Origin of the sequence: Aquimarina sp. BL5 (genome assembly GCF_003443675.1) — a bacterium.
Lineage (GTDB): Bacteria > Bacteroidota > Bacteroidia > Flavobacteriales > Flavobacteriaceae > Aquimarina.
In genome coordinates, this window is record NZ_CP031963.1 from 1,315,166 (window position 1) to 1,340,707 (window position 25,542).

Below are 25,542 nucleotides of genomic sequence, written 5' to 3' on the forward strand. Positions count from 1 at the left end.
TTTCAAGATCATGCAAAAGTTAGCAAAAAGAGAAGAACAGATCATGCAGAGTTTATGGAAACTGGAGAAAGCCTTCATTAAGGAAATTATTGAAGAACTGCCTGATCCCAAGCCTCATTATAATACAACTGCTACGATTGTAAAGATTCTAGAAGAAAAAGGCTTCATCAGCCACAAAGCATTTGGTAATAGTTTTCAGTACTACCCATTGATTTCTAAAAATGAGTATCAAAAAGATGTTTTAGGTGAGGTAGTTAATAATTACTTCGACAACTCACCACTAGCTTTGGTAAAGTTCTTTGCCAAAGAAGAAAAAATAAATACCGAAGAATTAGAAGAAATTATTAAACTCATTAAAAACAATAAGTAATGACTTATATCATCTACAGTGCAGCGCTTATAGGTTTATCGTATTTAATCTACAGATTATTCCTTTCTAAAGAGACATTCTACCACTTAAACAGATGGGTTTTACTAGGATTAATCTTTGTTTCGTTCTCATTACCTTTTATATCAATACCAGAAAATATTTCTTTTAGAACTACTATTTTTCAGAAATCTGAAATTGAAAATCAACCTACTGAAGTAGCTGAATTTGCAATTACCGAAAATGAAATTCAATATAACGAATCTATAAGTGTATCGACTTTAGCTTCTGAAAATATTGCAAATACTATTACTCCTTCTATTATTTCTTTAGATTGGAAATCCATTATCATCTATATCTACATTTTAGGTGTTATGGCTTTTGGTGTTAATTTTTTAATTCAATTGGCTGTGCTCTTATATAGGATGATACAATATCCTAGTATAGAAGTGGATAGATATAAAATAGTAGAAACAGATACGAATCATGCTCCTTACTCTTTCTGGAACAGAATATTTATCAACCCAAATCAATATAATCCCGATACGTATTTGCAAATCTTGAAACATGAACAAATGCATATTACTGGTAAACACAGCTTAGACATGTTGTTGGTAGAATTGCTAGTAACCGTACAATGGTTTAATCCTTTTGCGTGGTTATATCGAAAAGCTATTGATAATAACCTCGAATATCTCACAGATAATGGTATGCTAACTAAAGGTGAGGATAAAGAAATTTATCAAATGAATTTACTAAAAGTATCAACCCCAGATATGCCAACAGGTTTGGCAACAAGTTACAATCAATCCTTTCTCAAAAAACGAATAATTATGATGAATTCTAAAAAATCGACTGCAAAATCAGGATGGAAATACTTAATCATTATTCCATTACTGGCTATAACCGTGTTATCATTCAATCCGGTTAGTATTAATCCATCAATCGCTGAAGCTGATGAGACTTATTCAAATGAATTAGAAACTCCAACTGATGAACATTTTAAAGAGTCAAAATTTAAAAATGATTTTACTAAAGGTGTTTGGGATGCCGAAGTTGGTGGAGGAAAACTATGTGTTATGTATAGAAGCGCAGAACCTCTTAAACGAAGTTTTTGGTCAACAACTCGTTGTTATGATCCGTCTTTCTTTGCGGATTTCCCCTCTGGTGATAAACAAAAACTAGAAATAACGAGAGATGCGGGAACTATGGTATATATAGGTGAATTCGAAAATGGAATCGGAGATGGAAGATATACTTTCACACCGAACACTAGTTTCAGTAGTGCTCTGTCTAAACTAGGGTTCACAGCAGATAACGAAGAACTAGTTCATTGTTTTCTTACAGATTTTGATACTACATATTTAGCATATCTAAAAAAAGAAAACCTTTCCTTAAGTCAAGATGATTTTGAAAATATAATTCATAAAGGACTTTCTCTCGAAAAATTAAAAATGTATCGAAAAGAACTGTCAGCACTTGGATACACTAACTATACAATGAAAGAAGTAAGTAAATTAAACTTATTTGATGTAGATGCAGCTTATATAAAATTTATTAATAAGGTAAATGGTCAAAAAGCCACATTAAAGGAAATTACTAAAGCGAAAATTCATAATCTATCTCCGGAATTCATTAAATCATATAATGATAACGGATATAAAAAAATGTCTCTAAATGACTATATGAAATTGAAAATCCATAATGTTTCTCCTGATTTTATTGCAAACTTTAAGAAAGAGGGATATACTAATATCTCTGCAAAAGAAGCACAAAACCTTAAGATTCATAATGTGACCCCTCAACATATTCAATCTTATAAGGATGCTGGGTATAAAAACATAACGCTAAAAGAGGCTAAAAACCTAAAAATTCATAACGTAACACCTTCCTTTATTAATAGTTTTAAAAAGATCGGATATCCTAATATTTCTTTAAAAGAAGCAAAAGATCTAAAAATTCATAATGTGACAGCCGATCTTATACAATCGTATAAAAAGTCGGGGCAAAGCAATATTTCATTAAAAGAAGCGATTAAACTAAGAATACATAATATTTCTCCAGAGCAAGTAAAAATAGCTAAAAGTAATGGCCAGTCTAGTTCTACCAATAGTTCTGGAAAAGCATATCAAGATTCTCAACAAACACCTGGTGATTTTATAAAACAATTTAAAGCTCTTGGTTATGATAATGCATCCGTGGACGATATTATTTCTCTTAAAATCCATAACGTAACACCCGATTTTATAAAAAAATATCACGATGCAGGATATAAAAATATCCCGCTAGATGAAGTTGTAGGATTAAAAATTCACAATGTAACTCCAGAATTTATTAACACTTTCAAGAAAGCTGGATATAAGAATATCTCGTTAGAAGAAGCTATGTCATTAAGAATCCATAATGTCTCTCCAGATGCCGCCGCCGAGTATGTGAAAATTGGATACAACAACCTAAGTATAGATGATCTGATGTCTCTAAAAATTCATAATGTATCTCCAGAATATATTAAAGAATTTAAACAAACTAAGTTTGGTAATATTCCCTTAGACGACATTATGTCTTTTAAAATACATAATGTGACTCCAGAATTTGTAAAGACATTCGAAGATTTAGGATATACTAATATCACAGCAGATCAAGCACAGAGTTTAAAGATTCACGGAGTAACCCCGGAATTCGTAAAATCATTGAAAGATCAAGATAAAGACGTTTCATTGGATCAAGCTATTAGAATCAAGATTCATTTTTAAGCTAATAGTATTATAAGCTAACCAAGCTATTATTCATTCATCAATCATTAAAAATGCTGTTAATTATTTTAGTTAGCAGCATTTTTCATATTTTATCTATTATCAATGATCAACTGATTTTATGAGACTTCAATTTCAGGTTTTCAGAAATTTCTTTTTCAATGTAGATTAGTTATGTATATGCAATCCTATTTGTCTATGTATTCTTAGCGAATTATCTTTTTCTCTACGCCAATATGAAATCCCGTTTCCTGCAGTACTCCCAGAAAATCCCGGAACTGTCCAATCTACATAAAATCCACCGTATTTTATATAACCGTTTTCTAATTTATCGTATGCATACGTCATCAGTTCAAGAGAATCTATTTTTGCCGGATTATGATAATATGCCTTATAGTGATCTATCAAAACGGACTTTCCTGTTTTAATGGTATCCGCAAACGGCAAGTACATTGCATCATCCGTATATGAATCCGCAGTTTTCGCAGGAATCCTAGCTATTACATTATTTTTACCCAAAGCCATATATGCTTCTAATTCTCTTGGTATTGTTATAACTTTGGGTGTAGCGATAGTTGCTTCGGGGACAAGGAATATAGTAGGATTATCTATAGGTCGTAAATATCCAAATGATTCCGCACGTAATTTTAGTCTTCCTTGTTCATTCTTTTTCCAAACATTAAGATACTTACCTTCTAACTTTTCAGAGTCTTCAAAAATCTTGGTAAATAATCCTATCTCAATAATTCTGTTAGAGAATTCTAAAACCTCTATTGTTTCTCTATGATATTCTTTAATATCCTTTCTAGCAAATAAGGTATCATAATATGTCTTAATATTATCTTTATTTACTATTAAAGGATTGTAATCTGTCATCAACAAAGACTCTTGATCATATAAATCACTTATTACTTCGAATGATCCTGTCTTTGTAGCATTAATTATTTTTTGATTGTATTCTATTAAAAGATTTTTAATCGGATTTGACTGTTCAGATTCATCTTGCTTCTTCTTTTTAGAATCTTCGCACGCTAATAATAACAATAATGTTAGCGTTATAACTACATATTTTCTCATTGTTTTAGTTTTTATCTCTATTTCAGTTTTTAACCATTATCACCAATTTAAATACCACTTTAACATTTAGCTTTGTTTAAGAAGTCATATTAAAAATCACTTTCCATATTTTTAATGAGCTATCTTTCATTCTTCTAAAAACAAATAGGTTTTTAGTTTCAAAAGTATTGAATACACAATCATTAGCAGGGTAAAAAGTTCCTGTTACCTTGCCATGCATAACTACAATTTTTTCAAAAGAGTGTATTTCTGTAATCTCATGCTTCATATCGGCAAAACCATATTGTTTTTCTTTGTTGATATGTTGGATTAAGGAAGCTTTGTTAGTAATTAAGGGATGATTTGGAGCCATATGTACTAAATCATCCACCCAAACATCCATTTTATTCTTGGTTGAAATAGTATGATCATCCAGAATTTCTAAAATATTTTGTATGGATTTTTGATCCTGATTCTTATAAAAGCTTTTGTCTTCCATCTGGATTTCACATTGTATGCACACCAATATAGACATCAAGAGTATTGTTATAAAAGTTCTATTCATTGTTGTATATTTTGATTATTAGAATCTCAGATGTTTATTTAAGAATGGTATGACCATTGTGGCAATGCGTCCATCATTTCCCCAATATTTATTCCAGGGATCTCCTACAAATTCAATTCCTTCATGATCAACACCTAAATCCATTAGCTTTTTACTAAATCTACGATTAGAAATAACATGTTCTTGTACTTGATCGAATCTGGCCCAATCGAATGCGATTGCTTTTAAACTTCTTAAATTATCAGCATATTCATCTAATCTTTCATCTAAATGAAACCCCTTTTGTTCCTTTCTAACATTTTTTGGATGAAGTTTCAGTACTTCGTTTTCGTCTTTTTCAAATAGAAAATCGCAATACAATGGAGGTCTATCTGGATTAGGAAGAAATGCTTGACATACGCTAGTAAAGATCTTGGTCCTTATATCATTCCCAACATCTTTATATGACTTTGCTAATAGCACTTTATCCCAATCAACACCTAAAGAAACTCTTGGTAAATATCCCGACCCCGTAGCTACTGGGTGCAAAGCGTAGACAATTCCAAAGATTTGCGGATAAGCCATAGCAACTTTTAAGGCTCCTCTTCCTCCCATAAAATGACCGATTACTGCCCTACTGTTTTTATCAGAAATAGTTCGATATTTCTGATCTATAAACGGGACTAATTCTTTTATAATAAAATCCAACCAATAACCACTCGTACTAGAGTTTTCAAAAAGACTTCCAATAGTCGGTGAAGTAAAATCCGCAACTACAAAAATGAACTCCTTAGATCGGTTTTCTGAAATATTTTTATCAATGACTTCAGGTGTTTTATGATCAGAAATCACATGATTAGGATTTACGAATAAACTATGTAGATAATAAACTACTGGATAGTTTTTTTTTGATGATGAATAACCTGGCGGAAGATAAATTTTAACATTCCTACTTGTATTGAGTCCTATTTTACTAGCAACTAGAATTTTAGATTTAATAGTATCATCTATAATATTTCCTTTCATTTTATATTGTGCAGAAATACTATGGATACAGAGTATCATGAAAACTGGTAGTATGGATATTTTACTCAAAAAAGTTATAAATATTTTGGAATACTTCATAAGCTAATATATTTGATCAGTAATTTTAATCATAGGTGGATATTTGTCTAAAGATTTTCAATGTGCCATTAGATGCTCTTTTCCATATTTTAATTCCCTTTCCTGTGCTAATACCCGAATGTTCTCCGTGCCTCCAATTAGCAATATGACTAGCATAATTGACTACATAGTCTCCTAAATCGTTGATATAATTGTTTCTAATATCTAATTTTTCGAAAATCGGAAGTTCTGCCACATGATTTTTAATAAATTCATCTAGCTTATTTTTATCTTTAAATACCGGCTTATAGCTAAATAAGGCAATGGGATTATCTGCATATAATTGCGACCATAACGTATGATCCTTATGAGCTATGAACTCTTCTGTAAAATGATTTATTGATGCAATTTCGAACCGAATGTTAGTATTAATAGGAAGGTGTCCTTGATATGCTAAAACAGTTCCAGGAATATCATTAAATTTTAAATGTTCTGTAAGATCTGTATAATGGTCATAATTCCATATTTCTGACATCAGAGAAAGTTTTTCATTTTCCTTTTTCCATATGTCTATGTATTTTCCTTTCAATTCTTCTACTTTAGTGCCATTCTTTAGTTTAACTTTCATGCTAAACGCTCCTATAACACTAAGTTGGGCTCCTAAATCCAATGTTTCGATATTTTTCCTCTCGTATTCTAAAATAGTAAATCGATCAAAAAATGCTTTGTGATAACGCAATGCATTTTCTTTTCCTAAAAGTGTTTTTTGAAAAGCAGGCATCAAATACATATCTGTGTCATAGTGATTGACTATAATCTCAGGATTAGCTGTCAGCATTCCTTTAGTACAATCTGTAATGAATTGATTTAGATATACTTTTATGTTTTCAGTTTCAATTGACTCTGTCTGAGCAATTACGGGCTGAACATTCAAAAAAAATAGAAATAGCAATAGTAAGAGAAAGTTGTTTCTGAAATGACTCATAGGTTTATTGTTTTTAGTGATTTCCAACTAAAATATTCTGAAAATAAAAACAGTAAAGACTAAAATTGATAAAACCTCATCTGCGATTGATGATCTGCAAATTTTTACTGTTTATTTGAACAATTATGGATACGATTAAATCTAGAACCGTTCATCAATAATTCGAATACATTCGTCAATAAAACAGTACTACTATATGTGTTTAAAAACTATTTTCTTATTTTACTAAGTCTTAAGTACTACACTTTATGCATATAGAATTGAATACTATAAAAAATTCTCAACTACTTATCGGTCTATACCGCTATAAAGTACATCACCTTCTTTTTTGGTTTGTATATCACTATATGTGGTGGGCTATTGGTATTGGTAGCGTTAAGGAAGCCGCGTATAATATTTTCTTTTCTCCCTATAATGTAAAATTTCTGTTTTATTTTGTTTTCCAAGCGGCAGCAGTCTATTTTAATCTGTATTATCTAATTCCTAAATTTCTCGAGAAAAGAAAATACTTAACCTATCTCTTTTTTTTCGGTCTAACGATAATAATCACCGTATTAATAATTACTTCTGGATATTTCGTTGCGGCCTATGTTGCCAATTCCACACTCTCAGAATTATTTGGTGATCAAACTTTTGTCACGTTATTAAAATCAGGACCTTTATCTTCTACACTAGCAAGTATGACACTAGCAATGAGCATAAAACTTGCAAAAAAATGGATTAAATTACAACAAAGACAACAATTGTTAGAAAAAGAAAAAGTAGAAACCGAACTTAAATTTTTAAAATCACAATTCAATCCTCATTTTTTATTCAATACCATCAATTCGATTTTTGTATTGATTCATAAGAATCCTGATATGGCTTCAGAATCACTAGCCAATTTTTCGGATCTTATGCGTTATCAATTATATGAATGCAATGAGTCCAAAATCCCTTTAAATAAGGAAATAAATTATCTTCAGAATTTTATTGATTTAGGAAAACTAAGACTTGACAACACTGTAAAGGTAATTACTAACATCGAAGATCAAATCTATGGTAATGTTTCTGTAGCTCCTTTTATTTTAATGCCTTTCGTAGAAAATGCGTTCAAACATGTGTCACAAGGTGCTCATCAAAAAAATTGGATTTCTATAAATTTTCATTTTTCAAATGAAAAAATCTTATTTGAAGTTGCAAATACTATCATTCATTATGATGACAATTCTGATGACTTGATGAAAAATAGTGGAATAGGCTTAAAAAATGTTCAGAGAAGATTAGATTTAGTATATCACGACCAATACGAACTGTCTATAAAAAAAACGGAAGGTATCTATAAGATAAGGCTAGAAGTAACACTGAATGAAACTCCTACTCTATCAGAACTGTCTATTACACCTTTAACTTCATTACAATCTTAAAAAAAGAAATCATGGTTTTAAAATGTATTGTAATTGATGACGAACCTTTAGCAAGAGAATGTGTTTCTAATTATATAAACGAAGTAGATTTTCTGGAACTGCAAGGATCTTGTAATAATCCTTTGGAAATCAATAAGATAAAGAATGCTCATCAAGCAGACTTACTTTTTCTAGATATTCAGATGCCAAGAATGAATGGAATAGAGTTTTTAAAATCTATGAAATCTCGACCAATGGTTATAATCACAACTGCTTTTCCTAACTATGCCTTGGATGGATTTGATTTAGACGTAATGGACTATTTATTAAAACCAATTACATTTACTCGATTTTTTAAAGCTGTTTGTAAAGTAAAAGAACAGTATCTTTTGACACAAAGTAAAACTAATGTAACTCAGAATCAGGATACTTCAGGATCGGATCATGTTTTTATAAAATGTGAGAGTACTTATAAAAAAATATATTTTGATGATATCTTATTCATCAAATCTATGCAAAACTATGTTGCTTTTCACACTATTGATGGAAAGAAACATCTCTCTTTAATACCTCTTAAAGAAGTCGCTAAACAGTTAGATTCGGATATTTTTATGCAAGTCCATAAATCTTTTATTGTTTGTCTTCACAAAATTGAAGCTATTGAAACAGAAGGAATAACAATTGGTTCACATTATATTCCATTAGGACGTAACTATAGAACTTCTATTATGGAAAAAATAGTTAATGACAGAATATTAAAGAAGTAATTCTTATTCCAAATAAATAACGGTAGTATATAAAAAAGCTGCTAATTCGAAAGTTAGCAGCTTATTATTAACATCTAAAAAAAAAATGAGGTTTTTAAAACCTTATGGATCTAAATCCTATACTCTTGGCAAATCTCCATCCCCTTTAAGAGGCAAATTAGAGCTCCCCATTAAATACGTATCTATATGATATGCTGCCTGTCTGCCTTCTGCTATTGCCCAAACAATTAATGATTGTCCTCTACGAGTGTCTCCTGCAGCAAAAACACCTTTTACATTGGTGGCATAGTCATCCTCAGTAGCTTTTATATTTGTTCTGGCATCCATATCAATTCCTAATTGCTCTGCAATTGTTGGCTCAGATCCGGTGAATCCCATCGCTAATAAAGCTAACTCACATTTCCATTCTTTCTCTGTATTAGGGATTTCTTTTAATGTAAAACGACCATTCTCTTTTACCCACTCTACTTCAGAAGTTATTAAACCTTTAAGATTCCCATTTTCATCTCCTAAAAACTCTTTTGTAGAAATACTCCAATTACGTTCTACGCCTTCTTGATGAGAAGAGCTCGTACGTAAACGCATAGGCCAAAATGGCCAAGGCTGATTGGCAGGGCGTTCTATAGTACCTTTACCCATAATTTCGAAATTCGTTACCGAGGTAGCTCCGTGACGCACCGATGTCCCGATACAATCAGATCCTGTATCTCCTCCTCCAATTACAATCACATCCTTACCAGTTGCCAAGATTTCTTCGCCCAGCTCTTTTATGCCATCTACTCTTCTATTGTTTTGCGGTAAGAAATCCATAGCCTGAACTACTCCTTTTAGATCAGATCCTTTTACCGGTAAGTTACGACGTACTGTTGCTCCTGTACACAATACTACTGCATCATACTCTGATTTTAATTGATCCGCTTTAATATCCTTTCCTATAGCAGTATTTGTCTTAAACACAATACCTTCTTCTTCTAAAACGGTAACACGACGATCAATCACATTCTTTTCCATCTTAAAGTCTGGAATTCCATAACGTAACAACCCTCCTACTTTTTCATCTCTTTCGAAAACGGTTACTAAATGTCCTGCTCGATTTAATTGTTGTGCAGTTGCTAGTCCGGCAGGTCCTGATCCAATTACTGCAACAGTTTTACCAGTTCTCTCTCTTGGCGGGTTCGCTTTTACCCATCCATTTTCAAAAGCTTGCTCTACTATATTCTTTTCTATATTTTCTATCGTCACAGGATCCTCATTAATTCCAAGTACACAAGCTTCTTCGCAAGGCGCAGGACATAGCCTACCCGTAAATTCCGGGAAGTTATTTGTCGAATGTAATATACTAGCAGCTTTCTCCCATTTACCTCGATACACTGCATCGTTAAAATCAGGAATCAGATTTCCTAATGGACATCCACTATGACAAAACGGGATTCCACAATCCATACATCTTGCTCCTTGATTTTTTAGTTTACTTTCCTCCATAGGTACCGTAAACTCATTGTATCCTCTAATACGATCTTTAACAGGTTGGTACTGTTCTATCTCTCTTTCAAATTCTAAAAATCCAGTTATCTTTCCCATGTATATTATCGTTTATGCTTGTGCTAATTTTTCTTCTTCTAATCGTTTTAAGGCCTGCTTATACTCTTCTGGGAATATCTTAATAAATTTAGGCAATTCGTTTTCCCAATTCTCTAGAATTCTTTGTGCCAATGGACTTAATGTTGCATTGTAATGTGATTCTATTAAGCCTTTTAATTCGATTACATCTTCTGGTAGTTCCACCGGATCTAGGTTTAACGCTTCTTTATTACAATGTGCTTCGAATGTCTTTTTATCGTCATAGATGTAAGCGATACCTCCAGACATCCCTGCTCCAAAATTTCTACCAACTTCTCCAAGGATCACTGCAACTCCACCGGTCATATATTCACATCCGTGATCTCCAATACCTTCTACAACTGCTTTGGCACCTGAGTTACGAACACAAAAACGTTCTCCTGCTTTACCATTAATGTATACCTCTCCATCTGTAGCTCCATATAAAGTAACATTACCTGTAATCACATTTTCTTCTGGCACTAAAGTCGCTTCGTCAGGTACTTTGATAATTAGCTTAGCTCCTGATAATCCTTTACCTAGATAATCATTGGTATTCCCATTAACTATCATAGTCAATCCTTTTGTAGCGAATGCTCCAAAACTTTGTCCTGCAGCACCTGTAAAATTCAATTTCAGCGTGCTATCTGGTAATCCTTGTGCTCCGTATATTTTAGATATTTCATTACTAAGAATTGCTCCTACTGCTCTATCTGTATTAGTAATATCAAAATCTAGCGTAGTCTTCTCCTTTCTAAACAATGCCTGGTGTGCTTGTTCTATAATTTCGAAATCTATTGATTTTCCTAAACAGTGATCTTGTATTTCTGAATTATAAATCCCAACTCCTTCAGCTGCTTCTACCTGATGTAAAATTGGTGAAAGATCGACTCCAGCAGTTTTATAATGTTCAATCGCTTGTTTACGATCTAACTTATGTACTTGACCTACCATTTCATTAATTGTTCTGAAGCCAAGCTGTGCCATAATTTCTCTTAATTCCTGAGCAACGAAATACATATAGTTTACTACGTGTTCTGGTTTTCCTTTAAACTTCTTACGTAATTCTGGATTCTGAGTGGCAATACCCACAGGACACGTATTAAGGTGACAAACACGCATCATTACACATCCAGACGCTACTAAAGGTGCTGTAGCAAAACCAAACTCTTCTGCTCCTAATAAACACGCTACTGCAACATCACGACCTGTTTTTAACTGTCCATCACATTCTAAAACAATTCGGCTCCTAAGATTATTACCTACAAGTGTTTGTTGTGCTTCGGCAATTCCTAATTCCCAAGGTAAACCTGCATGCTTTAATGACGTTAGTGGTGACGCTCCTGTTCCTCCATCAAAACCAGAAATCAATACTACGTCTGCTTTTGCTTTTGCTACACCGGCAGCCACTGTTCCTACTCCTACTTCTGATACTAATTTCACATTAATTCTAGCAGATCGGTTTGCTGATTTTAAGTCATAAATCAACTGAGATAAATCTTCAATAGAATAAATATCGTGATGCGGTGGTGGAGAGATCAACCCAACATATGGAGTGGAGTTACGGGTTTTGGCAATTTCAGGATTTACTTTTGGTCCTGGTAACTGTCCTCCTTCTCCTGGTTTAGCCCCTTGAGCCATTTTTATTTGTATCTCTGCAGCATTTGTTAAATAATTTGAAGAAACTCCAAATCGACCAGAAGCAACTTGCTTAATCGCACTATTTTTCCAATCTCCATTTACATCTTTATAAAAACGTAACGGATTTTCTCCTCCTTCTCCAGAGTTACTTTTACCGCCAATTCGATTCATGGCAACGGCTAGGTTCTCATGTGCTTCCTTACTAATAGATCCATAAGACATTGCTCCTGTTTTAAAACGTTTTACAATTTCTGTCCAAGGTTCTACCTCGTCTAATGGAATTGGATCGTAATTAGAAAATTCTAGTAATCCACGAATCGTCATTAGGTTTTTAGACTGTTCGTTAATCAAACTTGCATATTCCTTATAGGTTGCAGGGTCGTTATCTCGTACAGATTTCTGAAGCTTAGCTACAGATAGTGGATTAAACTGATGTTTCTCTCCATTACGTCTCCATCTATATTGACCTCCTATTTCTAAATCTAATGTTGCATCTACTTCTCTCTCTATATAAGCTCTTTTGTGTCGTTTAGCTATTTCTTTCTCAATTTCGTATAACCCAATACCTTGAATACGTGTCGCCGTATTTGGGAAGTATTTATCTACTACTTTGGTGTTTATACCAATACATTCGAAAAGTTGAGAGCTACGGTATGAATTCAAGGTAGAGATTCCTATTTTGTTCATTACCTTCAGTACTCCTTTACCTACAGCTTTGTTATAATTATTTACTGCTTCTAATGCTTCTAAATCGGTAATGTTTTTATCTTCAATTTGTTCTTTTATGATTTCATTTACCATATATGGATTAATAGCACTTGCTCCATATCCAAATAGTAGTGCGAAATGATGTACTTCTCTTGGTTCTGCAGACTCAATAATAATACTCACCTGAGAGCGCTTTCCTAATTTCTGTAATCCACTATTAACAAAAGAACAGGCTAGTAATGCAGGAATTGGAGCTCTGTGCTTGCTTATATTTCTATCCGAAAGTATAATAATATTACTTCCTTCATCGATTGCTTCTGATACTTTATTCAAAGTATCTTCTAAAGCGTCTTCTAATCCATTAAGCCCTCTATTTATATTATATAACATAGAAACAGAAGTCGCCTTAAAACCTTTATCTGTATATGTTTTAATTTTATCTAAATCTTCTTTTGAAATAACAGGATTCTGTATTTTTAATTTATTACAGTGCTTCTCATTAATATTAAAAATATTATGATCTGATCCTAAGGTAAGACTGATATCTGTAATCAATTCCTCGCGAATCCCATCTAATGGAGGGTTTGTTACTTGTGCAAATAATTGTTTAAAGTAATTATAGATTAATTGTGATCTTTCCGAAAGTACAGCAATTGGCGTATCTGATCCCATTGATCCGATAGGTTCTTTTGCTAATTGACTCATCGGAACAATAATCGTATCTATATCTTCCTGAGTATATCCAAATACTTCTTTACGCTTCCCTATAGTTTCTTCGCCTAAAAACAACGGACAGTCGTTATAAGGAATATCCTTTAAGTGTACTAAATTATTGTCTATCCATTCTCTATACGGATGTTTAGCTGCTATCTCCTCTTTAATTTCTTCGTCATTAATGATTCGACCTTCGTCCATATTTACCAGAAACATCTTTCCTGGTTCTAAACGACCGTGAAACTCTAGATTACTAGGTTCTATATCCACCACTCCAGTTTCAGAAGACATAATTACATATCCATCTTTTGTCACAGTGTATCTAGATGGTCTTAATCCATTTCTATCTAATACAGCTCCAATATAATTTCCATCTGTAAACGGAATTGATGCAGGACCATCCCAAGGTTCCATAGCACAAGAATTATATTCATAGAATGCTTTCTTGGCTTCAGACATTTCTGGATTCTTCTCCCAAGCTTCTGGTACCATCATCATCATTACTTCCGGTAAAGACCTACCTGTCATCAATAATAACTCTACCACCATATCCATAGATGCAGAATCTGATTTTCCTTTCAGAACGACCGGTAATACTTTTTTAATATCCTCACCAAACCAGTTGCTTTCTAATAATTCTTCTCTGGATCTCATTCTGGTCACATTACCTCTTAAGGTATTAATCTCTCCATTATGACACATATACCGAAAAGGCTGAGCAAGATCCCAAGTAGGAAACGTGTTGGTCGAAAAACGCTGATGCACTAACGCCAATCTAGTCACTACTTTCGGATCCATAAGATCCGTGTAGTATAATTTAATGTCTTCTGGCATCAAAAGACCTTTAAATATTAAAGTTTTTGTAGATAAACTAGGTAGATAGAAAAACTTGTTTTCTGATAATTTAGAACTGTATATTTCGTGTTCTGTAGCTTTTCTTGCAGTGAACAATTTTAAATTAAAATCAAAATAGCTTTGTTCTTTAGTATTTTTACCTATAAATATTTGCTTAATAAAAGGTTCTGTCGTAGCAGCTATTTCACCTAAATGAACTGTATCTACAGGAACGTCTCTCCATCCTAAAAGTACAAGACCTTGATCGGCAATACTTTTTTCGAAGGTATCCATACAGTATTCTCTCTGATTTTCCTTTTTAGGTAAGAATACATTACTTACAGCATATTCCCCTGCTTCAGGTAAATCAAATGTACAATTCTCAACAAAGAAATCGTGAGGGATATCTATAAGTATTCCAGCTCCATCTCCGGTTTTTCCATCTGAACTTACTGCTCCACGATGTTCTAATTTCTCCAGAATCTCAAGTGCCTTATGAATAATATCATTAGACTTTTTTCCTTCTAAGCTACAAATAAATCCGGCACCACATGCGTCGTGTTCGAATTCTGGCAGATACATTCCTTGTTTCTTCATATTATTTCCGATCTAAAGTGTTTCGAGTTGTTGAAATTAACAAAACCTTAAGGAAGGAAAAAGAAAAACAGAGCTTTCAGGATTACTTTTCTTAGCTCTTTAAAAAAACACAAGTTTCAATAAAATAATCACAAAATAATGACTTCTAATTACGAATTCAATAACGTGTTTTTCTTAAAAAAACTCAAATAACATAAGGGATTACAGCAATTTAGCAATGAAAAACATCTATGAAAACGTTTTCGTAAAAAAATTGTAATACGTTACTGCGAAATCCTTATTTATTCCTTTAAAAAATACATACCCCCAATTTTTTAAGGGGTAAATATTTTAAAATGATAAAAATATAGCAATTACCCTCCAAAATTTGGTGGCTAAAAAGTAATTCACATATTTTTGACACAGATTTAACATTAATTTTAACTTTTTAGTCTTTATGAAGAAAATAGAAGCAATCATCAGAAGATCAAAATATCGTGTTGTAAAAGAAGCATTACACGACAAAGGCATTACATTCTTTTCTTATTGGGATGTTACTGGTGTAGGTAATGAGAAAAAAGGACACGTATATCGTGGAATTTCCTATAGTACAACAGATATTCAAAGACGTTTTTTATCAATTGTAGTAAATGATGAATTTGAAGAAGCTGCAGTTTCTGCAATTCTGGAAGCTGGAAAAACCGGTGAAGTTGGAGACGGAAAAGTTTTTGTATCCGATATTAAAGAAGCCTACAGAATTCGTACTTCTGAAAAAGGTAGCGCTACACTATCCTAACCACACTCACACAAATTACCAACTGAAAACAAAAAAAATAACTTTAAATAGTCAATTATACAATGGAAATGTTAACTATAAACAATGTATGGATGATGGTGTGTACAGCACTTGTATTCTTCATGCACCTAGGTTTCTCTTTTTTAGAAATTGGATTAACTCGTCAAAAAAACACAATTAATATTCTTTTTAAAAATGTATTCATCATCTGTGTAGGTTTATTACTATACTGCTTAGTAGGATTTAATCTAATGTATCCCGGATTTGCCGAAGATGCTGCAGGATTTATCGGATTTGCAGGATTTGGATTAAGTTCTCCTGTAGTAGAAGGAGCTTTAGACTTAGCATATAATGAAGGATATACGTATTGGACAGACTTCTTATTCCAAGGAATGTTTGCTGCTACTGCTGCTACGATTGTTTCTGGAGCTGTTGCGGAAAGAATCAAACTTGGATCATTTATGATTTTTACAATTGTATATGTAGGAGTTGTGTATCCAATCGTAGGTTCATGGCAATGGGGAGGCGGATTTTTATCTTCGTTCCAAATTGGTGAAGCTGAAGGATTTTATGACTTTGCTGGTTCTACACTAGTTCACTCTGTGGGAGGATGGGCTGCGTTAGTAGCAGTATGGTTATTAGGATCTAGAATCGGAAAATTTAATTCTGATGGTAAGCCTCAAGCAATACCTGGTCATAACATACCTTTAGCTGCAGCAGGTGTATTAATCCTTTGGTTAGGATGGTTCGGATTTAATGGTGGTTCTGTACTTTCTGCAGATGCTGCTGGAACATCTCTTACATTGGTAACGACATCTCTTGCTGCTGCTGCTGGTGGAGTTGTAGCCTTTTTAGTATCTACACTAATGTATAAAAACTATGATCTAACAATGTTCTTAAACGGAATTCTTGGAGGACTAGTAGGTATTACTGCTGGAGCTGATCAAATGACTCCTACTGATGCTGTATTAATTGGGGCAATTGCTGGAGCGATCATCGTGTTTGGTGTAGCACTGATAGATAAGTTGAAACTTGACGATCCTGTAGGAGCAATTGCAGTACACTTAATCTGCGGTATCTGGGGAACACTAGCTGTAGGAATATTTGGTGCTAAAGCTGGTTTTGATCAATTTTTAGTGCAAGGAGTTGGAGTTTTAGCTGCTGGTGGGTTCTGTGTGCTAACATCCTTTATCATTATATTTGGATTAAAGAAAACTATAGGAATCAGAGTTTCTGAAAAAGAAGAAATTGATGGTCTAGATGGTCACGAGCATGGAATGGATGCATATCCAGATTTTAGAATTAACCAACACTAGAAGGTATATTTAATTCTTGTTATATATAAAGAAGAGGGCGATTTATGATCGCCCTCTTTTTTTGATTACTTTATAATCTCCATAGATAAAGGATAGGATGGTTCTTCTCCATTACTTGCTTTGATAGCATTTATGATAGGAAATACTAAGCATAAAACTCCTATTACAATTAATCCTAAAATTCCTAATCCAAACAATAATATTAATGGTATACAAACTACCGCATAGATAAACATACTAATCTGAAAATTCATAATTGATTTTCCATGATTATCCATTGCTAACACCTGTTCTCTCTGCGTTAACCATAATATTAAAGGCACTATAAACCCTCCAAATCCAGTTACAAGGTCTAACAACTGGGATAAATGGGTAATAACGAGTAATGATCTGTCTTGTCTCATGATTTCTTTGATTTTGATTGATGATTGTTTAGGTTTGCTAATAAAATTAGCAGTCTTTACATATATGACGAAAAAACTAGTAAAATGTTACATTAAAAAAAGAAACATCCATAAAAAAAGCATCTCAAAACTGAGATGCTTTTAATTTAACTAAATTTAAATTCTATTGTTTATTTATTGGTTAGTTGATGATTAGTTTTCTTGTTGCTTTCTCTCCATCACTTTCTATTCGGATTATATAAATCCCACGACCTAATGATAAATTCTGAGCAGAAATAGTATTAACTCCGGATTGTAGTTTTATTTCTGCCTGCTTTTGACCTAAAATAGAAAATACCGTAGCATTAGCCTTTTTCACAAACGAATTAAGACGTATCGAGAAATTATTAGTGGCTGGGTTTGGAGCTATACTAACATCAGAGAAAATACCTTCTGGTTCATTCCCTAATATTGCCTCGGCAGATTCTAAGTTAGCTACTAAACTTTCTGCAGTTGCTGATTGCCCACAAGAACCTTCATATATCTTTACATTAGAAAAAACTGAAGTATTACCGCTACCAGCATCATTATCATTAATAAATACTAATCTATCCATATTTCCGGTATAAAAGTTACCAACAGGAATTACATACGTAGTTGTACCACTAGAATAATTATCAAAATTGGTAACTCCATAATTTTGGGTTCCATGGACTTTAAAATATCTATTAGAAGTCAACGTATTATCGTCTTCAAAACCAATTCCGTGGATTTCTCCCTGACTAGAACTACTAAAATCAAACTCTATAACGGTACTAGATGTAACGTTATAATTCAGTGCAATATATTTCCAAGTATTATTACTCATCGATATCGATGCTCCTCCATTACCTACAGAAAAGTTTCCTGCTGAGTCTTGATTAGAAAAACCATTAATATTAAAATCATTAAAGTTCAATGATTCACAAGTTGGCGGCGGTGTTGTTCCGTTTGTGATACTTAGATCATCGATCGTGATATCTCCTTGCCAGCTAGTACCAGTAACTACATTTAATCGTAGTTGTACACTAGAGTTACCGGCGTACGTAGAAAGATCTACACTTGCTTCATTCCAATCAGCACCTTGAGATCCTGATATGGTAAATACACTCGTCCAATTACCTGTATTATTAGTTCTAGCTTCAATATTTAATGTACCAACAGCATCACCTACCATATGATATTGAAAATTAAGCGTTGGCGATGAGACTCCTCCAAAATCTAAACAAGGCGAATTCAAAATTGCTTGCTTATTAGGATACCCGTCACCATTACCAGATGCTTCTACATAAATATAAGAATTACCATCAATTGCTCCGTTTGGTCCAGTTCCGCTAGAAGGTGTACCTCCAGAATTCACAGTCCAGTTAATATCATCACTAGAGGATTGTGACCAAGCTCCAATAGTTCCTTCAAAACTTTCATTATAAGGAAAAGAAGAAACATCTCCTGAACAATCATCTGATGGAGGTGGTGGCGGTGTTCCTAATCCCATTGCATCCCAGAAAGCAGGTATTGTAGCTCTTTCTCCAAAATTAGATCCACCTGATCCTGTACATCCTCCATACGCATGAACGCCAACAGCATTTCCTGTGGCCGAGTCAATAATTGGGCTTCCAGAGTTCCCTCCTGTAGTATCTGTTCTATATCTAACGAAAGTATTTGTCGTAGAACTTAATGGTCCTGTATGAATTTGTTGTGTTTGATTGTCAATCCCAGTATCTGTTCCAAAACCAGTTATTGTAATATTCGCTCCAGGTGCATCTTGCACTACATTATACGATGCTCCTTGTCCTTGAATTGGTGTTTGACCTGTTTGAGAATTAGCAAAACCTTCAAAAACTGCCCAGTCATTAGCTGTACTTGGACTGTTAGGATACGGCGATACAAAATTACCTATTGGATATTGATCCTCTGGTCCAGGATGTACAATAGTTCTGTCTGGATTTGATTTTGGGACATTAAATTCGATAATCTCTGCTCTACTACTTACACAGTGACCTGCAGTTACCAATTTACCATTGGTAATAATCCAACCTGTACATCCTATAGGAACTATTCTTCCGATAGCTGCGTCATTAGCATCTACTCTATCGTCATTAGAACCACATTGTGATTTTACTGTAGGATCAAGTTCTCCAACACTTAATGCGGAAATATTAATTCCTACTGATTTGTCATTGGAAGCTACCGATAAAGTAACCGTCACTGCATCACCATTAAAATAAGCACTGGAATTATTCCAATCCTTTATCGTTTGAGCAGTTAAAGTTTGTGTAGCTCCATCTAATTTTGAAGTAATCGTAATCGTGCTATGATTACCTAAGTTTACATCTTTAAAAAAAAGACGTAACCAAGTTGCCCCGGTTTCCGAAACTTCTTCTGTAACTACTTGTGAGTTATTCTTACCCACAACTCCATCTGATTTTAAGGTTAAATTATAAGGAGATTCGTGTCTCGCTAAACTCTGCGTCTGAGCATAATTGATAAACGGAATTAGCATGAATACTGTGCAAATAGCCGCAGTAATTTTGAGTTTTAATAACAGGCTCCTGCTATTACTTGAGTTTGTGCTGTGAAAATTCATGAAAATAAAAGTTTTAGTATATAGAAATTAAATTTAGTTACTAAATCAATTGTTAAGGTTAGTTAAGCCTTAAGCATATATTCCATGAAAAGACAACTCAGTTATTACTGAACTACCTCTATACTATTTTCCTTTTATTCCTTTTTTAATCTTCTGCTCCATCGATAAAAGTAAGGAAGAAAAACGATCTATAAAAAAAGTTTGAAGTATAAATTAAAAATCAAGACTTATATTATGTCTATTTTTGTGTTTTTGACTTATAAAAGTATGATTCCACAAGACACTATAGTAGCTTTAGCGACACCTGCAGGAGCTGGTGCTATTGCCGTAATACGAGTTTCCGGAAACGATGCAATTGGCATCTGTGCTCCTCTGTTTCGCTCTATTAAAGGTAAAGACCTTACTAAACAAAAAAGTCATACAATACATTTAGGTCATATATTGGACAATGATCGTGTCTTAGACGAAGTATTAGTATCACTTTTTAAAGGAACAAATTCGTATACTGGTGAACCAACGGTAGAAATCTCTTGTCACGGATCGAGTTATATACAACAAGAAATTATTCAATTATTACTTCGTAAAGGATGTAGAATTGCTAATGCAGGTGAATTTACGCTACGTGCTTTCATCAATGGAAAACTAGATCTTTCGCAAGCTGAAGCAGTTGCTGATTTGATTGCTTCTGATTCTGAGGCTTCTCATCAGATTGCTATGCAACAAATGCGTGGTGGGTTTAGCAACGAAATCAAAAAGCTACGAGATGAACTTCTCAATTTTGCATCTTTAATTGAATTAGAACTAGATTTTGCGGAAGAAGATGTAGAATTTGCCAACAGAACTCAGTTCCAAGATTTAATATCAAGAATTACCAAAGTCCTAAAACGATTGATAGATTCTTTTGCAGTAGGCAATGTTATTAAAAATGGAATTCCTGTAGCGATTGTTGGAGAACCTAATGTAGGTAAATCTACTTTGCTAAATGCTTTACTGAATGAAGAACGTGCCATTGTTTCGGATATAGCCGGAACCACAAGAGATACGATTGAAGATGAAATTAATATTGGTGGTATTGGTTTCCGATTTATTGATACCGCAGGTATCAGAGATACTAAAGACGTGGTAGAAAGTATAGGGATCAAAAAGACTTTCGAAAAGATCGAACAAGCACAAGTGGTTATTTATTTAGTTGATAGCTCAGCGTTGACCATTGATAGTTTGAAACAATTAAAAACTGAAATTGGTAAGATTAAAAATAAATATCCTCAGAAACCCCTAATCGTTGTTGCTAACAAAATCGATAGATTAGACAGTTCTGAAATAAAAAATCTAAAATCTGAAATTGAGAATATTCATTTATTAGCTGCGAAACAAAATATTGGAGTAGAAGAACTACAAAACAGACTCTTGGAATTCGTTAATACCGGAGCCTTACGAAATGATGAGACGATAGTGACTAACTCTCGTCATTATGATGCATTATTAAAAGCTTTAGAAGAAATTCAGAAAGTACAATACGGTATTGATCAAGGAATATCTGGAGATTTAATGGCCATTGATATTCGTCAGGCATTATATCATTTTGGGGAAATCACTGGTGAAATTACATCCGATGATTTGCTTGGTAATATTTTTGCTAATTTTTGTATTGGGAAATAGATTCATAGTGAGTGTGATTGAAAGATTATTTATGGTTTAACTAAAAAATCATAAGTCTTTGACTTGTATCAATCAGGAAAAAATAAAAGAGGGAAATTATCTTTTTTTAATCTATTTTTGGCAAATTAATTTCAAGCTAACTATGAGTATTCAAGTCAAACTTTTTGTAGACGACAATGAGTTTATTGTAGAACAACATTATTTTAGTTTCTTTCAAAATGCAGATCAAACTGGAAGACCTACCAGTAAGCCTATGAATCGAACTTTTGATTTTGTAATACACGGTAGCAACGACACTACTTTTTTTGAGTGGTCTATCGATTCGCAAATGATGAAAAATTGTAAAATCACTTTTTCTTCTAGGTTTGGAACAAGTAAAAGTAACACTATAGAGTTACTGGATACCTATTGCTTATACTATAAGTTACACTATCAGCACGATAGCTCTAGCCCTATGATGGTGTATTTCAGTTTATCTCCAGCAACAATTCTATTTAATGGACAAGAAATGTTATCACATTGGTGGCGCAAAACTGATCCAGCATTATTAGGACAACCTGTTATAGAAAGAGAAGATGAAGATACTGAGCCAAAAGTAATAGACTATTACATTACTGATTTAGAAGGAAACAAAAAGCCTGAATATGAAGTTGGTGACCAAGTTTATGTTGTCGTAAAGACCAAAAATATGACTGGTAAAGAGCTTACTCTTAATTTAAAGGATAAGACAAAAGATTTTAAATATGAAGGAGAAGTACTTCCGAACGATCGTTTAGAAAATTATCAAATAAGAAGTAATACAGAAAAAATTAAACTAGAAGTAATACCTCAACAAAATTAAAACTAATGGGTAAGAATACTTTTGAGCTAATCATAGATGGAAATTTAGAAGGAACTACTTCTATAGAAATAGCAGATTGTTGCTGTGAGAAGTCAAAGCCTGCAAAAAGTTTTGCACAACTGGTTGCTCTTGTCAAACACAGTGAAGACAACCTTATCATCAAAGGTTATGACGATATGGGTGATAGAATTAGTATCATTAGAGGTATTTATTATGGAACTGAATGGAGTTTAGACTATTCCAAAGAACAAAGTAAAGCACGTAATTTTGCCTTTAATGAATATACAAATAGTAATGTGGAGGCAGATGCCAGAGAAGCTCTTAAATGCTCTGAAAACTGCAAAGCAGACTTATTCAATTCATTATTTAACAGCTTCGAAATTTTTGATTCACCTTACAAAGCTGTAGATTTTGGACATTTGATTATAGGTATGGATTCTAGAAGAAGTTGGCGTGCTAAAAGTATTGGTATCCCAACACAAGGAGGTACAGGTTTAGAGCTTAACACTTGGGTAGGTGATCTTGGTGGTGGAGTTGGAAAACTATCTTTAGATCGCGTTAGAAACCCTAAGAAGAGAGCAAAATCTCTTTTCCCTATATCTGGTAGTAGTTACGGTGCAATGGTTAATTTAGAGGGAGATATAGCTTCTTATGTTTGTGGAATGGATAGCAATAATGAATCGAAAATTGATGATCCTACGGACAATTTTGAAACCATACACGAAGCCCTACAAGATTACTTTGATACTAAATGGGATAAACGAGCCACTTTCTTTTTAAAAATGTTAGATGGGGAATTCGAAGGAAATAAGCTAAAAAATAAAGATGAGGTAGTTGAATATTGTGCGGAGGCATTGAGCGATTTCTCATATTGGTATTTAGGTATTAGAATGAAAGAAAAAGGTTTGGGTGAAATAGACGAATTTACGGCAGCTTCTGGTAACTTTGAACCTGTATCAAGAGAAGTTGCATCTATTTTTATAGATGGATTACTTCACGTAGTTGAAAAACCGCAGGATATGATTACAGCCAGAACCAACCCTAACCCTACTCCAAGAGAAGAAACTACGGTTGATAAAGCAAGTGAGCTTTTAGAAAAACTAAAAGACAAATTCAAAAAAATGGACTTAAACCCTTTTGATTAATATGAAAAAGTTTTGGATTTACAGCATATTAGTTTCTGTAGCTTTGGCTATACTATTTTCTATTTTTCTATTCGTGGGTATCTCAACTGATAGCCCTGCATATCTTTCTATATCTAAAATGATTATTAATATTACCGTTGTTCAATTTATTGGAAGTATAATATTTGCAATCGTTAAATTTAAAACTCAGACCTATAAAACTATCTTCTTTATTCTCGGTATTTTTATAATTCTATGTTATCAGGTATTTCTATATTTCGGAGTATTATCTGGCTTACTAGGCTAGTTTGATTTAATTGATACTCTATCAATACTCAAGTAATCAGAGATTGTTGGATCAATATAAACCCTTTCACCTGTATTAGAGTTCTCTACTATAACGAAATCGTGGTCTTTAAAGAAAGGTGAATCAAAGTATTTATGTATGTCTATACCTAAAAAAAATAGCTTCCCAACGTAGGCTTTTGCTTTCCATTCATTAGATAATCTAGATTTTTCTATCAGGTAGTTACAAGTAAATGCATAAAAGTAGGCATACCCCACACATTGCGTTTTATGTGTATTCACTATTTTATTTGGATCTACATCGCATTTAGATGAGGTAAACTCTAGTTTTTCACTAGTGAGTTCATTAGATTTATCTACTATTGATGTAATACTTGGCAGGTTGTCACTTACCGTAGAATCGTCTAAATAACTGATCAATTTTGAATTAATAATAGTATATCCTTTTCTTTCTTCTATAGCATCGTATTTTACAGAAACCCGATAGATATAGCCTCTAAAAATAAAAAGTAGAGCCATTAGTATAATAAATATGTATCTTTTTTTTATAATTTTCATTTAGTTTTAAAAAGGTGTAATTTCCCTAAAATATTCTTCAGAAATTCTTTTTTAATGGAAACTTTCATATTTTAACATCAACACTAATAACCAATTTCTCTAAAGATGAAAGTTACCAAAGAATTAGTACATGTTGCTTATGAAGTTGCCGTAAATGTTTATCAAGGTAAACTTACTAGAAAAGAAGGAATTGATAAAATTGCTGGAAATGGTCGTATGAACTCTAATAGTGCGGCGGATTATATTCACAATCTAAAACGTTTATTAGATGGAGAAAAGTTTACTAGAACACTTAATTCGTATTCAATGGATTATTATTTAAAAAACATCCATCTCAACTACGGAAAAAGAGGAATATCTAATGCTTTGAAAGCATTAAAATTACATATCACCTATTACGAAAATTTGCAAAAGATAACAATGCATTCAATGCGTGAAATATTTTTGAAATATGATAAAATTAATTCTGATGTATTTAATGAAATAGAGCGAGATGAAATTATAACAATTTTAAATAACGAAAATAAAACCAAACAACAATTAGCTCAAGAATTAAAAAATCTAAAACCTACCAATCCTGAATACATTAAAATTAATAGTAAAACCTATAAAAGAGATAATGCTACTATAGCTAAAATCAAAATATTAAGAGATTTCAGGTGTCAAATCTGTTCTAAAAGGATCAAAATGAAAAACGGCTCATATTACATCGAAGCTGCTCACATAAAACCAAAACATCTAGGAGGAAACGAACTCCCTAATAACATCATTCTATTATGTCCTAATCATCATAAAGAGTTTGACTATGGCGATCTCAAAATATTCCAACATACATCTGATATATTAAACTTTAATCTCAATAGTACTGAATATTCAATTTCTTTGAAACTGGGTTAAAAC

19 protein-coding genes are annotated in these 25,542 nt (G+C 33.1%); 10 read left to right on the top strand and 9 right to left on the bottom strand.

What is annotated here, in order from left to right; translation table 11 throughout:
• The first annotated feature begins 10 nt into the window (after window positions 1-10).
• The gene (locus D1818_RS05720) at window positions 11-370 is read left to right on the top strand and encodes a BlaI/MecI/CopY family transcriptional regulator (RefSeq protein ID WP_118456867.1); all 360 of its coding nucleotides are present in this window, start codon (window positions 11-13) and stop codon (window positions 368-370) included.
• A complete protein-coding gene (locus D1818_RS05725) occupies window positions 370-3,120 on the top strand; it encodes a M56 family metallopeptidase (protein WP_118456869.1) in 2,751 nt (916 codons plus the stop codon). Before D1818_RS05720 ends, D1818_RS05725 begins: the two co-directional genes overlap by 1 nt.
• A 168-nt stretch (window positions 3,121-3,288) precedes the next feature.
• On the opposite strand, the gene D1818_RS05730 is transcribed toward D1818_RS05725, so the two are convergent.
• The 4 genes from D1818_RS05730 to D1818_RS05745 form a co-directional block, all read right to left on the bottom strand.
• Window positions 3,289-4,197: a hypothetical protein gene (locus tag D1818_RS05730; protein WP_118456872.1), complete on the bottom strand. Its 909-nt coding sequence runs from the start codon at window positions 4,195-4,197 to the stop codon at window positions 3,289-3,291.
• A 76-nt stretch (window positions 4,198-4,273) separates the two neighbouring features.
• A complete protein-coding gene (locus D1818_RS05735; RefSeq protein WP_147406144.1) occupies window positions 4,274-4,741 on the bottom strand; it encodes a hypothetical protein in 468 nt (155 codons plus the stop codon).
• Window positions 4,742-4,759: 18 nt separating this feature from the next.
• Window positions 4,760-5,845 (bottom strand): esterase family protein, encoded by a 1,086-nt coding sequence (locus D1818_RS05740; RefSeq protein ID WP_118456876.1) that lies wholly within the window; start codon window positions 5,843-5,845, stop codon window positions 4,760-4,762.
• Window positions 5,846-5,870: 25 nt separating this feature from the next.
• Complete coding sequence (locus D1818_RS05745) at window positions 5,871-6,809, bottom strand: hypothetical protein (RefSeq protein WP_118456878.1); 939 nt, start codon at window positions 6,807-6,809, stop codon at window positions 5,871-5,873.
• Between the two features lie 248 nt (window positions 6,810-7,057).
• Here D1818_RS05745 and D1818_RS05750 point away from each other — a divergent pair, with 248 nt between their 5' ends.
• Both D1818_RS05750 and D1818_RS05755 read left to right on the top strand, forming a co-directional pair.
• Window positions 7,058-8,215, top strand: coding sequence for a sensor histidine kinase (locus D1818_RS05750; RefSeq protein ID WP_118456880.1), 1,158 nt, complete (start codon window positions 7,058-7,060; stop codon window positions 8,213-8,215).
• 11 nt (window positions 8,216-8,226) lie between these two features.
• Entirely contained in the window at window positions 8,227-8,961 is a 735-nt protein-coding gene (locus D1818_RS05755; protein ID WP_118456882.1) for a LytTR family DNA-binding domain-containing protein, read from the top strand.
• A 117-nt stretch (window positions 8,962-9,078) separates the two neighbouring features.
• Here D1818_RS05755 and D1818_RS05760 read toward each other — a convergent pair whose 3' ends face one another.
• Together D1818_RS05760 and gltB are read right to left on the bottom strand one after the other, a co-directional pair.
• Window positions 9,079-10,542: a glutamate synthase subunit beta gene (locus D1818_RS05760; protein ID WP_118456884.1), complete on the bottom strand. Its 1,464-nt coding sequence runs from the start codon at window positions 10,540-10,542 to the stop codon at window positions 9,079-9,081.
• 12 nt (window positions 10,543-10,554) lie between these two features.
• Window positions 10,555-15,054 (bottom strand): glutamate synthase large subunit, encoded by a 4,500-nt coding sequence (gltB, locus tag D1818_RS05765; RefSeq protein ID WP_118456886.1) that lies wholly within the window; start codon window positions 15,052-15,054, stop codon window positions 10,555-10,557.
• Between the two features lie 436 nt (window positions 15,055-15,490).
• On the opposite strand from gltB, the gene D1818_RS05770 reads away from it, so the two are divergent.
• Window positions 15,491-15,829, top strand: coding sequence for a P-II family nitrogen regulator (locus D1818_RS05770; RefSeq protein WP_118456888.1), 339 nt, complete (start codon window positions 15,491-15,493; stop codon window positions 15,827-15,829).
• A gap of 62 nt (window positions 15,830-15,891) precedes the next feature.
• Window positions 15,892-17,145 carry an ammonium transporter gene (locus D1818_RS05775; protein WP_118456890.1) on the top strand — a complete coding sequence of 418 codons (1,254 nt, stop codon included), beginning with the start codon at window positions 15,892-15,894 and terminating at the stop codon, window positions 17,143-17,145.
• 65 nt (window positions 17,146-17,210) lie between these two features.
• Here the strand turns inward: D1818_RS05775 and D1818_RS05780 are convergent, their stop codons facing one another.
• Together D1818_RS05780 and D1818_RS05785 are read right to left on the bottom strand one after the other, a co-directional pair.
• On the bottom strand, window positions 17,211-17,549 hold the full coding sequence (locus tag D1818_RS05780; RefSeq protein ID WP_118456892.1) for a DUF4870 domain-containing protein: 339 nt from the start codon (window positions 17,547-17,549) through the stop codon (window positions 17,211-17,213).
• Window positions 17,550-17,730: 181 nt separating this feature from the next.
• On the bottom strand, window positions 17,731-20,154 hold the full coding sequence (locus tag D1818_RS05785; RefSeq protein WP_118456894.1) for a T9SS type A sorting domain-containing protein: 2,424 nt from the start codon (window positions 20,152-20,154) through the stop codon (window positions 17,731-17,733).
• Between the two features lie 267 nt (window positions 20,155-20,421).
• On the opposite strand from D1818_RS05785, the gene mnmE reads away from it, so the two are divergent.
• The 3 genes from mnmE (at window position 20,422) to D1818_RS05800 (ending at window position 23,799) form a co-directional block, all read left to right on the top strand.
• Complete coding sequence (mnmE, locus tag D1818_RS05790; protein WP_118463527.1) at window positions 20,422-21,813, top strand: tRNA uridine-5-carboxymethylaminomethyl(34) synthesis GTPase MnmE; 1,392 nt, start codon at window positions 20,422-20,424, stop codon at window positions 21,811-21,813.
• Between the two features lie 142 nt (window positions 21,814-21,955).
• Window positions 21,956-22,654, top strand: coding sequence for a type VI secretion system tube protein TssD (tssD, locus tag D1818_RS05795; RefSeq protein ID WP_120752460.1), 699 nt, complete (start codon window positions 21,956-21,958; stop codon window positions 22,652-22,654).
• Window positions 22,655-22,659: 5 nt separating this feature from the next.
• Complete coding sequence (locus D1818_RS05800; protein ID WP_118456898.1) at window positions 22,660-23,799, top strand: hypothetical protein; 1,140 nt, start codon at window positions 22,660-22,662, stop codon at window positions 23,797-23,799.
• A 282-nt stretch (window positions 23,800-24,081) separates the two neighbouring features.
• On the opposite strand, the gene D1818_RS05810 is transcribed toward D1818_RS05800, so the two are convergent.
• The gene (locus D1818_RS05810; protein ID WP_120752649.1) at window positions 24,082-24,642 is read right to left on the bottom strand and encodes a hypothetical protein; all 561 of its coding nucleotides are present in this window, start codon (window positions 24,640-24,642) and stop codon (window positions 24,082-24,084) included.
• Between the two features lie 105 nt (window positions 24,643-24,747).
• Between D1818_RS05810 and D1818_RS05815 the strand changes: the two genes are divergently transcribed.
• Window positions 24,748-25,539, top strand: a complete 792-nt coding sequence (locus tag D1818_RS05815; RefSeq protein ID WP_118456904.1) for an HNH endonuclease — start codon at window positions 24,748-24,750, stop codon at window positions 25,537-25,539.
• Window positions 25,540-25,542: the final 3 nt, after the last annotated feature.